General features: G+C 35.5%; 16 protein-coding genes. 5 read left to right on the forward strand and 11 right to left on the reverse strand.

Annotated features, from left to right (window positions below):
- Positions 1-25: 25 nt before the first annotated feature.
- The 7 genes from RCG20_RS02545 to queC all read right to left on the reverse strand — a co-directional run bounded on the left by RCG20_RS02545 (position 26) and on the right by queC (position 6582).
- The gene (locus tag RCG20_RS02545) at positions 26-514 is read right to left on the reverse strand and encodes a L,D-transpeptidase family protein (protein ID WP_308182662.1); all 489 of its coding nucleotides are present in this window, start codon (positions 512-514) and stop codon (positions 26-28) included.
- Between the two features lie 170 nt (positions 515-684).
- A complete protein-coding gene (locus tag RCG20_RS02550; protein ID WP_308182663.1) occupies positions 685-948 on the reverse strand; it encodes a metal-sensitive transcriptional regulator in 264 nt (87 codons plus the stop codon).
- Between the two features lie 149 nt (positions 949-1097).
- The gene (locus tag RCG20_RS02555; protein WP_308182664.1) at positions 1098-3548 is read right to left on the reverse strand and encodes a CoA-disulfide reductase; all 2451 of its coding nucleotides are present in this window, start codon (positions 3546-3548) and stop codon (positions 1098-1100) included.
- A gap of 416 nt (positions 3549-3964) precedes the next feature.
- Entirely contained in the window at positions 3965-4504 is a 540-nt protein-coding gene (locus RCG20_RS02560; RefSeq protein WP_308182665.1) for a VUT family protein, read from the reverse strand.
- 208 nt (positions 4505-4712) lie between these two features.
- Complete coding sequence (queE, locus tag RCG20_RS02565) at positions 4713-5441, reverse strand: 7-carboxy-7-deazaguanine synthase QueE (protein WP_308182666.1); 729 nt, start codon at positions 5439-5441, stop codon at positions 4713-4715.
- Positions 5434-5916, reverse strand: a complete 483-nt coding sequence (gene queD / locus RCG20_RS02570) for a 6-carboxytetrahydropterin synthase QueD (RefSeq protein ID WP_308182667.1) — start codon at positions 5914-5916, stop codon at positions 5434-5436. The genes queE and queD overlap by 8 nt, the downstream gene beginning before the upstream one ends.
- Positions 5917-5922: 6 nt before the next feature.
- Positions 5923-6582 carry a 7-cyano-7-deazaguanine synthase QueC gene (queC, locus tag RCG20_RS02575; protein WP_308182668.1) on the reverse strand — a complete coding sequence of 220 codons (660 nt, stop codon included), beginning with the start codon at positions 6580-6582 and terminating at the stop codon, positions 5923-5925.
- A 262-nt stretch (positions 6583-6844) separates the two neighbouring features.
- Here queC and RCG20_RS02580 point away from each other — a divergent pair, with 262 nt between their 5' ends.
- Complete coding sequence (locus RCG20_RS02580; protein ID WP_308182669.1) at positions 6845-8107, forward strand: MFS transporter; 1263 nt, start codon at positions 6845-6847, stop codon at positions 8105-8107.
- A gap of 153 nt (positions 8108-8260) precedes the next feature.
- Here the strand turns inward: RCG20_RS02580 and RCG20_RS02585 are convergent, their stop codons facing one another.
- Positions 8261-8671: a phospho-sugar glycosidase domain-containing protein gene (locus RCG20_RS02585; protein WP_308182670.1), complete on the reverse strand. Its 411-nt coding sequence runs from the start codon at positions 8669-8671 to the stop codon at positions 8261-8263.
- Positions 8608-9255: a MupG family TIM beta-alpha barrel fold protein gene (locus RCG20_RS02590; RefSeq protein ID WP_308182671.1), complete on the reverse strand. Its 648-nt coding sequence runs from the start codon at positions 9253-9255 to the stop codon at positions 8608-8610. The genes RCG20_RS02585 and RCG20_RS02590 overlap by 64 nt, the downstream gene beginning before the upstream one ends.
- Positions 9256-9429: 174 nt before the next feature.
- On the opposite strand from RCG20_RS02590, the gene RCG20_RS02595 reads away from it, so the two are divergent.
- On the forward strand, positions 9430-10095 hold the full coding sequence (locus tag RCG20_RS02595) for a DUF975 family protein (protein WP_308182672.1): 666 nt from the start codon (positions 9430-9432) through the stop codon (positions 10093-10095).
- Between the two features lie 121 nt (positions 10096-10216).
- Here the strand turns inward: RCG20_RS02595 and RCG20_RS02600 are convergent, their stop codons facing one another.
- Together RCG20_RS02600 and RCG20_RS02605 are read right to left on the reverse strand one after the other, a co-directional pair.
- Positions 10217-10672: a DUF6173 family protein gene (locus tag RCG20_RS02600; RefSeq protein WP_308182673.1), complete on the reverse strand. Its 456-nt coding sequence runs from the start codon at positions 10670-10672 to the stop codon at positions 10217-10219.
- A gap of 419 nt (positions 10673-11091) precedes the next feature.
- On the reverse strand, positions 11092-11928 hold the full coding sequence (locus tag RCG20_RS02605; protein WP_308182674.1) for a DMT family transporter: 837 nt from the start codon (positions 11926-11928) through the stop codon (positions 11092-11094).
- Between the two features lie 245 nt (positions 11929-12173).
- Between RCG20_RS02605 and RCG20_RS02610 the strand changes: the two genes are divergently transcribed.
- From RCG20_RS02610 to RCG20_RS02620, 3 genes are all read left to right on the forward strand, one after another.
- Entirely contained in the window at positions 12174-13142 is a 969-nt protein-coding gene (locus RCG20_RS02610) for a MerR family transcriptional regulator (protein ID WP_308182676.1), read from the forward strand.
- Between the two features lie 87 nt (positions 13143-13229).
- On the forward strand, positions 13230-13748 hold the full coding sequence (locus RCG20_RS02615) for a MerR family transcriptional regulator (RefSeq protein WP_308182677.1): 519 nt from the start codon (positions 13230-13232) through the stop codon (positions 13746-13748).
- 266 nt (positions 13749-14014) lie between these two features.
- Complete coding sequence (locus RCG20_RS02620; protein ID WP_308182679.1) at positions 14015-14914, forward strand: putative selenate ABC transporter substrate-binding protein; 900 nt, start codon at positions 14015-14017, stop codon at positions 14912-14914.
- Positions 14915-14919: the final 5 nt, after the last annotated feature.

Here is a 14919-nt window from a genome sequence, read left to right on the forward strand (position 1 = left end):
GGGATTTTCTTAATTATTTTTGAGCCTATTGTTTAATCACTACCTTTGTACCATTTGGAACTGTTTCTGCAAGTTGTAGAACATCGTGATTATACATTCTAACGCAGCCATGGGAGACAGCTTTCCCAATAGAAGAAGGATTATTCGTTCCATGAATGCCGTAGCCTTCCCTTGATAAAGAAAGCCACATCACCCCAAACGGCCCGCCTGGGTTTAACTGTCGATTGACAATAACGTACTCACCTTCTGGCGTTTTCGTGAGTATCTTACCTACAGCAATTGGGTATATTTTTATAAATTTTCCATTCTCAAATAAAGATAGTCGTCGTTTCCCTATCGAAATTTGGATCATATATGGAATGGTGTCTGTATCCGGTATTCCGGGAATCTGGATTTTTTGGCCAGGAAACAAATGCCGAAGGCCTGGATTTGCAGTATAAAGCTGATGTAGACTTACCCGGTAATTTGAAGAGATGGTTGAAAGTGTTTCACCAGGCTTTATTGTGTGAATCATAGAATTCCACCTTTTTATTTTAGCTTATGCTAAAACAAAGCCATCTGTTTCAAATGTAACTATGCAACTTTCTATTTATATAAGGACCCTTTTATACGCCAGCAGAATTTATGGATATAAATTCTACTTAGCTAAAAAAACGCCTATCACTTGGATAGGCATTTCCCATATTACTGACTCCGCACTAACATATTGACCGCTTCTTCCACAATTTTAGAAGAATTACCATCCCCGGCTTCAATTGATTCACGAATACAATGTTCGAGGTTACCACTCACGATAACAGCAATTGTCCGATCAACTGCCGATCGAACAGCTGATAACTGAGTAATGACTTCTTTACAGTCCTTTTCCTCTTCGATCATTCTCAAAATTCCTTTTAATTGGCCTTCAATCCGTTTTAAACGATTTTTGGATTTATCATCGTATATCATCGTTATCACCTCTATTTCCTCTATTTTAAGCGAATCTCATTTTCTAGTCTATACAAACCACCAAAGTGGTTTAAAAACGCAATTCGATTTACTAACTACCAAATAACATGGTTTGAGCATTACTCCCTATTTCTTAATTCGTGGGGACTTTAAATAAATAAGTTCAGCCCAGATTGTTCTGCATCTCCTAGGTAGGATGCAACCCCGCCGATGTCAACGCCATCGATTAATTCTTCCTGTTTAATTCCCATTATATCCATAGACATCGAACATGCAACAAGTTTTACACCTGCATCAAGAGCATTTTTCATTAGCATTTCTAAACTATCGACATTTTTCTTGTCCATCACATGGCTAATCATTTTTGCTCCCATCCCCCCCATATTCATTTTGGAGAGCGGCAATTTATCAATACCTTTTGGCATCATCATACCAAACATTTTTTCCATTATATCTTTTTCAACTGGTGGCGCATCTTTTCTCCGCAGAATATTAAGTCCCCAGAATGTGAAGAACATCGTAACCTGCTTACCCATTGCTGCAGAACCCGAAGCAATAATAAAGGAGGCAATTGCTTTATCAAGATCACCACTAAATACAACGAGCGTTGCACCATTTTTTGAAGGAGCTTTGACTTCTGTAGTAGCAACCATTTCAGTGGCAGTCCCTTTTTGAATATAGGCTTTGAATTTCTTATCTTCAAACACTGTATTTAACAATGTATTACCCGTATTATTTGCCCAAGACTGGATATCTTTTGTGAAACCAGGATCTGTTGCATGTACTTCTAATACATCACCCGAATTCATTTTATCCATTGTTTGATAAACTTTCATAATCGGCCCGGGACACTGCAACCCGCATGCATCTACTAAAATAGTCTCAGTTGGACTTGGATTTTTCATTTCAATCACCCCTGAATCACTAATAGAATTTCCACTGTTTTGCACTGCAAATGGTTCATAAACACATGAATAAGTCTTCAAGCCACCATCAAGGTTCTTCACCTTGAATCCATTTTGCATTAGGATGCGCGCTCCTAAATAACCACGTAATCCAACCTGACAAGTTAAATAGATGGTTTGATCCTTTGGCAATTCTTCTAAACGGCTGCGTAATTCATCTAATGGAATATTGATAGATCCTTCGATAAAGCCCAATCCTCTTTCAATTGGTTCACGTACATCGACTAATAACCCACCATTTTGGATAATTTCATTGATTTCATGCCATTGTACTGTTTCTACTAATCCATCTGCAATATTTGCTGCAGCATAACCAGCCATATTTACGGGATCTTTTGCAGATGAATAGGGTGGTGCGTATGCAAGTTCTAAATCTGGCAAGTCAAAAATTGTTAAACCGCCCTTTATGGCTGTTGCAATTACATCTATCCGTTTATCTGCACCATCATAGGAAACAGCTTGTGCTCCAAAGATTTTACCTGTCACTTTATCAAAGATTAATTTGAGCGAGATTGGAAATGCACCTGGATAATAACCTGCATGGGAACCTGGGTGTACATGAACAACTTCATATGATAGTCCAAGACGTTTTAATAGCTTCTCATTGTTGCCAGTTGCAGCGACAGTCATATCAAATACCTTTGCAATCGAGGTTCCAAGTGTTCCATTATACCGAGCAGGAATCTCATTAATGTGATCAGCAACAATCCTACCTTGGCGATTTGCTGGCCATGCAAGTGGAATTTGCGTTGGACGGCCATTAATATAATCTTTTACTTCGATTGCATCACCAATGGCATAGATGTCTGAGTCTTCCGTTTGCAAGTGTTCATTAACCTGGATTCCTCCACGTTCCCCAACTTTAAGCCCCGCACCAATTGCTAATTGGTTTTCAGGTTTTACACCAATAGCTAATATAATCATATCTGTTTCAATCATTTTGCCGCTATTTAACCTAACAATCCCATTATTTTCAAAAGCTGAAACTCCATCCTCAAGAATTAAGTTAACACCTTTTTCACGAAGATGTGCATGTAGAATTGCCGCCATTTCAAAATCAATTGGTGCCATAATTTGATTCGACATTTCAATTAAGGTAACTTCAATACCTAAATCCCAAAGGTTTTCAGCCATTTCGATTCCAATAAACCCTCCACCAATAACGACAGCCTTCTTGGGCTTTTTCGTATCGGTAAATGACTTAATTTTATCAGTATCAGGTATATTTCTTAATGTAAAAAGAGCTTCAGCCTTTTCAATACCTGGGATTGGGGGTTTGATAGGACTTGCTCCAGGTGATAAAACAAGTTTATCGTAAGTTTCTTCATATATTTGGCCAGTACGTAAATTTTTCACTTCAACCGTTTTTTGGTCACGGTTAATTTTTGTTACCTCACTTAAGTTACGAATATCTAATTTAAACTTTTTCGACATTCCTTCAACAGTTTGAACCAAAAGATTTTCTCGTTCTGAAATTGTCCCACCAATATAATATGGCAAACCACAGTTAGCAAATGAGATATATTCTCCTCTTTCGAACATGATAATTTCAGCTTGCTCATCTAATCTTCTAAGTCTAGCTGCTGTTGTTGCCCCACCAGCGACGCCGCCAATAATAATTATTTTATTTGTCATTTGGTCATTACCTCCTGATGATACATGTTTATTTGTGAATTATAACACAATATACAATTACGGGTAAGGGTATATTTAAATAACATAAAAAAGACATAATTTATTCTTTTTTAAAATAGAACAGGTCTTATTACTGGTAAATAAACTGTATTTATCATCGTGCCTTTCGAATTTAATGCTAAAAAAGCCAGTCCGGAGACTGGCGAGTTAATGAATCTTTTATTTTTTCTAATATATAGATGATAAGCCTACATCAAAGTTCATTCTATTACTTATTTTATTAAATCTTTTCCATTTACCCGCGGGATTTCAATGTTTACCCGCGAGTTTTTCAATTTACCCGCGGAAAAGCACAATTTACCCGCCAACTTCATCGTACCCATCAAACTAACGGTAAAATGTCTAAGTAAGACGTTTTAACTCTCTACTATTTTATGAGTTGGTCGCTCTTGCACTTGGTGTAAAATAATAGCTCCTACTCCTTGAATAATCGTTTTTACAATGACCTGACCTGCAATTGCCGCTGGAACGGCTACCCAAGGTAAAAAGTTTGCACCTAGAGGGCTCAGTCCGATAATGACAAAGATTACGGAATCAAAGAATCCCCCAACAATACCACTATAAAATACTCTCCAACTCATCGGTAATTTTAACCGGCTATATATTTCAGTATCCGTTGTTTCTGAAACAGCAAAAGAAATCGCTGATGCAAGGGTTATTAGCAATGTATCACCTAAATAGAAGGAAACAAGTGCTGATAATAGTAAGGCTGTCCCAATAAATAGATACGTTTTTACTTTTCCATATTTATTTTGGACCACATCGCGCAAAATGAATGTTGCTCCCACAAGCAATGTGCCCATTGGGACAATAAAGATTCCAAAATGTAATGGTGCAAATCCTGCTGTTATGACATTAGCTGTTACAATAGATATTAAATATAAAATGATTCTCATGTTGTATATTCCCTTTCTTTATTAAAGGCTGTTTTCGTACAGATAGTTTAAAACCCGTAATTACTATGATATCGTGCTCTTTTCTTAAAAATTGCCTACTGATTCATCGATAAACTGATATAACACACCATATTAGCTTCAAATAGCAACAGAGTTTAAGAAGAGAGCCTTATTAAAAATTAATCCAATCCAATTCAATTTCACTTCTTTAAACCCCTCTTTTATTACCCCAAACAAATGTATGTAATTGAGGGAGAACTTTCACATTTGTTAATTCTTCATCATTCATTGCTTTATTTAGTAACCACTCATATTTTTTTAGGAGTATCCTCGTTAACTCTTGATCATCACTATTCGTGATATGTTCATTCCCTACTTGTAAAAAGAATGGTACTCTAGGATATCGTTTATATACTCCTCTTGCGTACTCATAATCCTCGTCATCAAAAACAACTACTTTTAGACTGACGTTTTGCTGCGCGGGATTTGTACTTAGATTGTTAACGATGGAATCAAGCACAGAAAAATCCGTTTGCATCTTTGAACTTGGCGGCTTTGGGGAGATCGTTAATTCATCGATATCTAAAAACCAATCCTGCCATTTACTTCCCTGTGTTTCAAGGCAAACAGTTACTTTATTTTTCTTTAATAAGTCAATCAAACTATTTAAATCTTTCAATAATGCTGGATTACCACCTGAAATTGTTACAAATGAAAAACCGTTCCCACCAAGGCTTTTAAGTTCAGCCCAAATTTCATTTGCATCCATCATTTTTGTATTGTCTTTCCCACTACCATCCCATGTAAAAGATGAATCACACCAGCTGCATGAATAGTCGCAACCTGCAGTTCTTACAAACATAGTTTTTTGACCAATAACCATGCCCTCGCCTTGAATGGTTGGACCGAAAATTTCCATGATCGGTAATTTACTCACTTTCCATCCACTCCCTTTTGGCTTCTGCATAACTTGTTGGCGTTTCAAATAGCCGAACAAACTCAACCCTTGCTCCGAGATATTGATTTTGTCTATCTTCCCGCTTCAGTGCTTCATCCATTTTTTCATAAATCCACACTACTATATTTTCTGCAGTAGTATTCATGGGTGGAAGCGTATCATTTAAGTAGCGATGATCAAGAAAAATCTCAATTTCATTTTTCCAAATATCCTTAATATCGCCAAAATCAATCATTAAACCACGGTGATCCACAAATCCGCTTATACCTAAAACCACCCGGTATGTATGCCCATGTAAATTTTTGCATTTTCCTTCATAACAATGCAGATGATGTGCAGCATCAAATGTGAATTCCTTACTTACTAATACTCGTTTGGAATGGTATTTTAGTTGTTCTTTTTTGATATCTTCATCTATTTTTTGGAGTTTATCTACAATCTTAAAACCATACATATTTAATTAAAACTCCTTTCGGACCAAAAGATACTCACTTAGCCCTTTTTGTCTTAGTTTGCAGGCAGGGCATTCGCCACAACCATCCGAAATAATCCCGTTATAACATGTTAATGTTTTTTCCCTGACAAAGTCTAAAGCATTCATTTTATCTGCTAATTCCCACGTTTCGGCCTTATTTAACCACATAAGGGGGGTGTGAATCACAAAGGGGGTGTCCATAGATAGGTTTAATGTTACATTCAGAGATTTGATAAATACATCCCGACAATCTGGATATCCACTAAAATCTGTTTCACAAACTCCTGTTACAATGTGCTTTGCGCCAACTTGGCTTGCTAAAACAGCTGCAAAAGATAAGAATAGTAAATTTCGGCCTGGAACAAATGTTGATGGAAGTTCTCCATCTTTCCCATCAGCCACTTCAATGTCTGCTCTTGTTAAAGCATTCGGGGCTAATTGATTTAAAAGACTCATGTCAAGGATATGATGCTTGACGCCTAATTCTTTTGCAATTGTTGTAGCACATTCTATTTCCAAACTATGTCGTTGATTATAATTAAATGTCACTGCTTCGACTTCTTTAAAAGTTTCAAGGGCCCAAAATAAACAAGTTGTGCTATCCTGACCACCACTAAAAACGACGACGGCTTTATCATTTTTCATTTTTCAAAACTCCTTTAAAATAGAAAAACAGCACTACTAAGAAAGCAGCACTGTTCCTCATAGTTTTTTTAAGAGGGTAGCTACAACCTCTACCGCTGAAAGCGGGATTTATTAAATTCATTTCATACTATACCATAATGACAATCTTTTTGTCATATGAAATTTTTCTTTTTTGAAGTAAAAAAAAGGGATTTTTAATGTTTACTAGAAGTAAAATTGCTAAAGGAAGTATTACAAGTAATAAATGAAAAGGAGATACTTAATGGATATTTTTAAAAACAGATTGTTTACGAAACTTTTCCTAGCAACTTTTACCTCACAGCTTGGCTCAACCATTGGTAATATGGCATTTGCATTTTTTTTATTGGATCATTTCAGTAAACAACCATATTATGCAACAATTGCAGAATTAATGTACTCCCTCCCTATTCTGCTAGTATTTTTTATCGTCGGAGTGGTTGCAGATAGGTTTGACAGGAAAAAAATCGCAGAGAACTCGGACTGGATTCGCGCATGTCTGACTGTCCTTTTATTTGTAGCTATCTACTTCAATAACTTACTACTTGTTTTCATCGTTCTTTTTATTCGTAGTGCGGTTTCCAAGTTCTTTGCCCCCGCTGAAATGAGTGTTTTACAAGGTGTGCTTGATAAAGAGCAGTACATGAAGGCATCGGGATTAAATCAGACCGTTATGGGATTGTTTATGCTTTTTGGGGTAGGGTTGGGTGCATTATCATACCATTATTTAGGAATAAAAGGATCTGTTATTATTGATGGCGTGAGTTTTATTATATCCGCCATTTTAATTCGAAGCTGCGCCATTCCTTTTGAAGTTCGTTTGCCAAATGGAAAAACAAAAGTTAAAGAAATTAATTATAAGTTAATTTTATCAGATTTTCGGGAAGGGTTTAAGTACATCTTTCATTTTAAATTACTTAAATCAATCGTTTCTGGCTTCTTGGTATTCGGACTAATTAACGGCGGATTTGCTGTCCTACCTATTTTTACGATGAAATATAAGCTAGCGCCTGATCATTATGAACAGTATTCTTCTCTTTTTTCCATTTTTCTAGGAATGGGATTTATTATTGGAAGTACTATTGGAAACAAGCTTATTCAAAAATTCAAGGTCCATCGTGTGTTAATCTCAGGTGTTTTGCTCTCAGGAATAGTAACGATTGTGATTGGAACCCTTTCCAACGTTTGGATATTTTTTGTGCTTGTCCTTGTTATGGGAATTATTTTGGCTCCGGTTAACATTGCCATTTCAGGTTGGATGACCGAACTTGTTGATCCAAAATTTATGGGAAGAGTCTCAGGATGGATAGATCCGTTAATGATGAGTGCTCACTCACTTGCTTTAGGGATTATCGCTATTGTCTTCCCTGCCTTTGTTCGTGTGGATACCATTTATTTTATTATTGGAATACTATTGATTAGTGTTGGTTTATATTATCTTCTCATTCTACCGGGATTGGTTCGAGGATTTTCCAAAATAACTGTAAAAAATGAATTACCACTTTAAGAAAATAGGTAAAGTACATGACTATATCCCCTTCATTACAGTTGAGCAGATTCTCCCAAAAACAAAAATAAATTCATTTTCATTCCTATTAATCTTTAAACTTAAAACTTTAACAAAGGGTGCTACAACACGGTAGCACCCTTTGTTTTATTACTATTGGATTAGCTTTATCCTATACCCTGGTTTAATTAGAGATAAGAGTGGCAAATCCTCATCAAAAACTTTTCCAATAACGTTTACTCTTTTATCTGCTTTAAGATCACATAATGTGATTTGTACTTCACCCTGGTAACGCCCATATCGATTATTGTCCATTGTAATTGTACCTATTGGTCGGTCTTCTAAATTTTCTGGAATGATCTCAACCGAACTTCTTGTATCCATTAGCCGCAAAACATCACGGGCAAAGTCAGGCCGAAGTCGGTATTCGCCTACCTTTAAAGAAGAGTTAATCATTCGAATCGGAATGATTTTCTTTTGATCATAATTAATAAACTGATCTAAAAGATCTTCACTAAAATCAGGATCCCCAATATACACATCACTAATTCCGGCCTGAAACAATTCCAATCCTGCAACAGATGTTTTTCTAAGGTTGGTAAGCCTTCAAATAGTGGACCGCGCTTTTCACCATTCCCTTGAATATAAGCACGAATCGGGATTTGATAACGCTTAAATAGTTCATTTTGCTTATTGAAAAACTCGTCGTCTAATCCAGTTTCACGCCGTGGATAAAAATTATGCCAAGCAATCAGCTGTTCCGGTTGTAAACCAGCTTGTAATAGGGTTTCTAAATCCTCTTCAAACATAATGCTCGCATTAAGAGCGATACAAAATTCTTTTGAAAGTTGAAGAATCCTCTCTTTATCAAAAAAATCATCTAATCTGATACCAGTTACGCCCAGAGATTTTAATTCCTCTAAACTTTCAAGTCCCAAATGTTCCGGCGTTTTGAATGAAACATCCGCGAACACTTCTATTCCGAGTTCTTTTGCAATGTGTAGTAGTGATCTTGCTCGATTAGCAAGGTCGCCCACTTCTTCTGGGATATGAAGTGAGGTAAATGCTTGTTTCACACCTTTTTTCCTTGCAAGAACCATGCGCTCTTGTGCAAATCGATCATTCAAATAGAACGAAATGCCAATCAATCAAATTCACCAGCCATCTCAGTTTTTCGCACTATTCCTGGTAATCAACGTGCTAAAAAGAATAAGATTTAAAACACACCTATATTTTGGGAATGAATAATCTTTAACTTCTAGTGTATATATCTAATACATTGTATAATGTGTACTTAGGAAATTTTTTAAGGGGGAATAGACTTGAGAATTCGAGATATAAAAAGAGAAGCAAGAGCTTCATTAAAAAGTAGGTGGGGCTTCGCAATTTTACTTTCTATAATTTCTTTTGGAGTATATACAATTATCCCATTGATAATTGAAATATTATTTAGTGGCAATCTTAGCACTTGGTACAATCAGGAGGGTGCTCCTGCGAATGCACAGTTTATATCATGGCTTTTTACAATCGCATTATATCCAATAATGTACGGTTTCAATATAACCTTTCTTGAAATAATAAGGAAAGAGCCTGTAAAATTTAAGAACGTATTTCAAGGATTTGATGCAACAAAATATTTTAAGATCCTTGGAGCCTTCATACTTACTTCAGTCTATACCTTTTTGTGGTTTTTACTGTTCATGATACCTGCAATCATTAAATCTATATCCTATTCCCAAGTTTATTTTGTATTAAAAGACAACCCTGATCTTAGTCCTCGTGCAGCTATTACAAAAAGTAGACAGTTAATGAAAGGGAATAAATGGAAATATTTTCTCTTAACACTAAGTTTTATTGGCTGGACATTCTTAAGTATTTTGACAGTCTTTATTGGATTTATTTGGCTAGTTCCATATATGACTGCTTCACTTGCTGCCTTTTACGATTCCCTAGAAAAATCTAATGAAGTAAAGGAAAGCTTAGAATAAAATAGCATTGTGTAATGAGACAGTGAAAGGAGTTATCAAGATGATAACTCCTTTTTGTGTCCCATTGATGTAATTTAAAGTAACAAGCTTGAACATTTATAGCAAATTCCTTATAAAAGCATTAGACGGTTTCCGTTTCATGACTTCCTTCTACATAAGACTCTTTTTCAATTTTTTCTTCCAATAGTTTAAACCCAATTCGCTTGGCTGGTTGGCTTTTTACTTGCTTTGGCAATGCCATTAACAAAAAACTTATTTGATTAACATGTTGAATCAATTCTACTCTTGATCCATTGTCTAATGTTCCTTTGAATTTGATTAAACTTGGATTATAATATCCAAGATGGTCAACATGAAACTGAACCGCTTGACCAAAAGAAACTAATCTCACTCCTATTTCATGTTCTGAATCGAGTTCAATTTCAAAAGTGTGAATCATTTCTACTATCTCACGATAAAATTCACTCGCATAATTAGATTCAGCAATACGTTGTTGAACCAATTTTGCTTTTGATTGATTCACAGTAGGAAGGTTCATACTATCATCTCCTTTTGTCATAAATTCGACAAAACTCAACAAATTCCTTCTTACTACAGACAGTTATTTTCCCTTTATCTAAAAATAGTTATTTCTATTTATATTGCTGTTTTCTAGATGATTGTTGTTGTCCTCCCGCAGGAGTCTCGTCCTTCCACTCCAATCAACAGAGTGTCAAAATCAATAGTGCACTTTAACATAGGCAATGTAAAGAAAACTCGCCGATTGGCGAGACCCTAAGGGCGATGATTAGGCGTAGTTGCACTTATGCGCCAGCAGAATTTATGGATATAAATTCTGCTTAGCCAAAAAAGACGACTTAAAATTCATATTGAATTTTAGAGTCGTCTTTTTTAATACAGCTCTCGAATAATCAAGGAGGTTAAATCTTCAATAAAATAAATATAATAGCTTATTAGATTAGCAGCAAGCCTTTGAAAAAAATATGGGATTATAGGTTATATTTTCGTAAAAACAATCCCAAGTATGGCAGAAAAAACACCGATTACCTGATACACTTTTAATTTTTCCCTAAAGAACCAGTATCCTCCTAAGACTACAACCAAACAATTTAAACTAACAATCGGAAATACAATGCTAGCAGTTCCCGTTTGAAGGGCATAAAAATAGCTGCTGTATCCGATGATGCTTATTAAGCCTACTAGTGAACCAGTGCTAGCTTCAGATCGAAGCCATTTTTCTTTCCCAGTTATACTGCAAATGGCCAGGTATATACCCCCACCACCATACATACAAATCAACGTATTCAATGAGTTTATCTGAAGATAAGACGAAGTTTTCATTAGAATCCCTAAAACACCAAAAGATAAAATAGCTAATACCACTCTGATTAACCACGGCAAATAGTGATGATTCCCTTTCGAATTTGGTGAGTATTGGATCACGACTGCTGAGCCTAGCATTAAAACGATCCCCACCCATTGTATGGTAGTAATATGTTCATGAAATATAAGGCCAGCACTTAAAATAGGAAAAATCGTATTCGTTCCAATTAACGGCGAGGTCAGGCTGGCTGGTCCCTTTTCAAACGCTTTGGACATCTGGATATTTCCATTAGCATTTAAAATACCAATCATTGACCCTAGTAAAATGGTCATTAAGTTGAAATGTGTAATTCCTACAATAAACCCGTATCCTACCGATAATATAAAAGCAATCAAATAAAAGTAAAACTGAATATGTACTTTTGAAAACCCTTTTCCCGTACTCCATTTAAAAATCGTATTATTTGTTCCAAAACAAACCATAGTAACTAAAGCAGTAGCAATCCACATGCTAATCCTTCTCTCTCAATTAATTCCATCCTTTATTTTACAGCCCTCTGCAACAAATCACAATATATTTTACAATTTTTCAATCGGAATAATCTCGTGAAAATTGTTGTTATTTCATAGATATGGTCTAGTTTTGATAGCTTTTGTCAACATGCAGGAAAAAGCCATATATGATATTGAATTAATCATTATATCAAAATATGAAAGAACTGCATTCATGAAAAAGGTTGAAAGGATGACGTTAAATGTTGAAAACTCATACCATTAAAGAGGTTTCAAAAAAAATTAATGTCCCACTAGGAACGATAAAAAAATGGGAAAACGAATTAAGTGAATTTCTCAAAATTCCCCGCACAAAAGGTGGTGCAAGAGTTTATACCAATTCAGAAATAGAATTGTTGTTAAAAATGAAACCGATGCGGACCAAAAATCAAAGGATTGAAATGGTTCGAGACTTTTTAAATGAACAAAGCTTAGATATTGAACCGCAAGAAACCTCGATTGCAATTTTATCTGAGCCAGATTCCCCACCTTCTATTGTGGAGGAAGCCCCCTTGATGAATGTAGAAAGCTTTTTTAACGCCATGGAAATCTATAAACAAAATGTAATCCAAGAAGTAAAAGAAGAGATTCGAAGTGTTGTTCGAAAAGAAATAGTAGATGAAGTGAAAAAGGAGATATCAAAAGGATCCGTGCAAACGATGAAATATGTCTCAGATGCCATTTATAAATCATCGGAAAATACAAAGTGTGAAATTCAGGATCTATCGAATGCTGTATATAAAGTCGAGGAACAAACAAGAGAAACTGCTGATACCCTATCGGACAAAATTATAGAAGCTTCTAAAGGAACGTCTGAAGATTTAGCAACATTATCAAATAGCATAGGATTAGCTTCCAAAGGGACGTCTAAAGAAATTTATACATTAGAAAAAACGATTACAAATATATCCCGAGGCACATCAGACCAAATTGCTACCCTATCAAGACAACTTTCCAATTCAGCCGATAACTTGAACCATTATCTTGATGAAACGAATAACGATATTTTCGGACTTACCGAAGCTCTAGCAAGTGATCGTGCAAACTTCAACAAGGGTCAGGAACAGCTGCGTGCTGAAATTTTACAAAGGGAATTAGCATTTCAAGAAATGTTGGCGAACCACAGAGATGCTGCTGTTTCAAAGGAAAAAAAGTGGTGGCAGATTTGGTAATAAATATTTTCCTTTTACAGCCTAGATGATTTACAAATAACTCGTCGAGACCGCCTATGGAAAAATATTAACTAGAGGTGAATCGGAATGTATACAAGTGATGTTGCAAAGCTTTTAGGAGTTTCCCAAAGTACGATACAGCGTTGGGTAAAACAACTTGGGCTTCCAATGGAAAAGAATGAGCGTGGGCATTATTTATTTAACCAAGATGGTATTGACCTATTAAAAGGCATACAGGAACAAATTCAAAATGGAATCTCCCTTCAGGATATTAACCCAGATCAAAGGAATAAACCGAGAAAAGGGATAATTAAAGCACCGGGCGAAAATGACAAAGTTATCGAAATGTTATTATCTAAAGTAACAGAATTAGAAAGTAAGCTAAATGCAAAAGCGGATTCTGTTGCTTCCTACCAACTTCTACATCACCGTGGGGAATTAGAAGAATTGCAGAATCAAGTTAAAACATTAATGGAGCGAGTCAATACAGTTGAAAACCAAATGAAGCCTGATCTAAAAACCGATATACCTTTAGTTCATGATCAACCAAGACTTTCAAAAAAAACTAAAAAGAAAAATATCATCAGCTACTTGCTAGGCTTTTAAAAAAGAACATCTCTCCTGTAATTTTTCATACTTCAGGGGGATGTTTTTTCATATATATATCTTACCTTCGCAAAAACTAACGTTAATTTATCGTCTCATTTCTAAAGTTTACATAATATTATTACGGTATAATAGAAAAAACAAATCAATTCCCTGCGAATTAATTCAAAATATGAATGAATTGTTTTATTGAATAATTAGTCTAATACTGTAGAATAATCAAAGTGTGTTTCTACATATTTAATATAACTTAAGGTGGTATTTTAATGAAAAAATGGATTTCTATATTAATCCTTGGCCTGCTTGTACTTTCATTAGCTGCATGCGGACAAACAAATGATAAAGCTAAAGAAGGAAAGACAGATACAAAGACAAAAGAAGTCTTAAAAATCGGAGCAATTCCTGACCAAAATGCAACTGATCTAGGACATGGTATGGAAGCAGTTGCTAAATACCTAAGCGATAAAACTGGTTTAAAAGTTGAATTTGTTCCATCCGTCGATTATGCCGCATTAGTGACAGCATTTCAACGTGGTGAAATACAGCTTGCCTGGTTTGGTGGGTTAACGAGTGTTCAGGCGATAAGTGTTGCTCCAGGTTCTGAATCAATTGCACAAAGACCGCGTGATGCAGAATTCCATTCAGTCTTTATCACTCAAAAAGCTTCAACTATTAATAAATTAGAAGATTTAAAAGGTCAATCTTTTACATTTGGCAGTGAGAGTTCTACTTCAGGACATCTAATGCCTCGTTATTATTTAATGGAAGCTGGCATCGATCCGAATAAAGATTTTGATGGCAAACCTAATTTCTCTGGTTCACATGATACAACATATAAACTAGTAGAATCTGGTGCTTTTAAAGCAGGAGCACTAAATGAAGCTGTTTGGCAAGAAGCTGTGAAAGATAAAAAAGTAGATGTAAATAAAGTAAGAGTTTTCTATACGACTCCATCTTTTTATGATTATAACTGGACTATCAACAACAATGTTGACGATGTCTTTGGAAAAGGGACAAAGAAAAACGTGAAGGATGCACTTCTATCGATTACAACTAAGCAAAAAGATATTACAGACTTTTTCCAAACTGATAAATTCGTCGAAACAAACAATGCAAACTATGATAAAATTCAAAAGGTTGCTAAAGAATTAAAGATCATTAAGTAGTAGGT

Source organism: Neobacillus sp. PS3-40 (genome assembly GCF_030915485.1).
In the GTDB taxonomy this organism is placed as follows: Bacteria; Bacillota; Bacilli; order Bacillales; family Cytobacillaceae; genus JAUZPL01.

Coding starts and splice junctions, on each gene's coding strand:
- RCG20_RS02545 (WP_308182662.1), bottom strand. CDS start 514: ATGATTCACACAATAAAGCCTGGTGAAACACTTTCAACCATCTCTTCA.
- RCG20_RS02620 (WP_308182679.1), top strand. CDS start 14,015: ATGAAAAAATGGATTTCTATATTAATCCTTGGCCTGCTTGTACTTTCA.
- RCG20_RS02550 (WP_308182663.1), bottom strand. CDS start 948: ATGATATACGATGATAAATCCAAAAATCGTTTAAAACGGATTGAAGGC.
- RCG20_RS02555 (WP_308182664.1), bottom strand. CDS start 3,548: ATGACAAATAAAATAATTATTATTGGCGGCGTCGCTGGTGGGGCAACA.
- RCG20_RS02605 (WP_308182674.1), bottom strand. CDS start 11,928: ATGTGGATTGCTACTGCTTTAGTTACTATGGTTTGTTTTGGAACAAAT.
- RCG20_RS02560 (WP_308182665.1), bottom strand. CDS start 4,504: ATGAGAATCATTTTATATTTAATATCTATTGTAACAGCTAATGTCATA.
- RCG20_RS02610 (WP_308182676.1), top strand. CDS start 12,174: ATGTTGAAAACTCATACCATTAAAGAGGTTTCAAAAAAAATTAATGTC.
- RCG20_RS02615 (WP_308182677.1), top strand. CDS start 13,230: ATGTATACAAGTGATGTTGCAAAGCTTTTAGGAGTTTCCCAAAGTACG.
- queC (WP_308182668.1), bottom strand. CDS start 6,582: ATGAAAAATGATAAAGCCGTCGTCGTTTTTAGTGGTGGTCAGGATAGC.
- queD (WP_308182667.1), bottom strand. CDS start 5,916: ATGTATGGTTTTAAGATTGTAGATAAACTCCAAAAAATAGATGAAGAT.
- RCG20_RS02580 (WP_308182669.1), top strand. CDS start 6,845: ATGGATATTTTTAAAAACAGATTGTTTACGAAACTTTTCCTAGCAACT.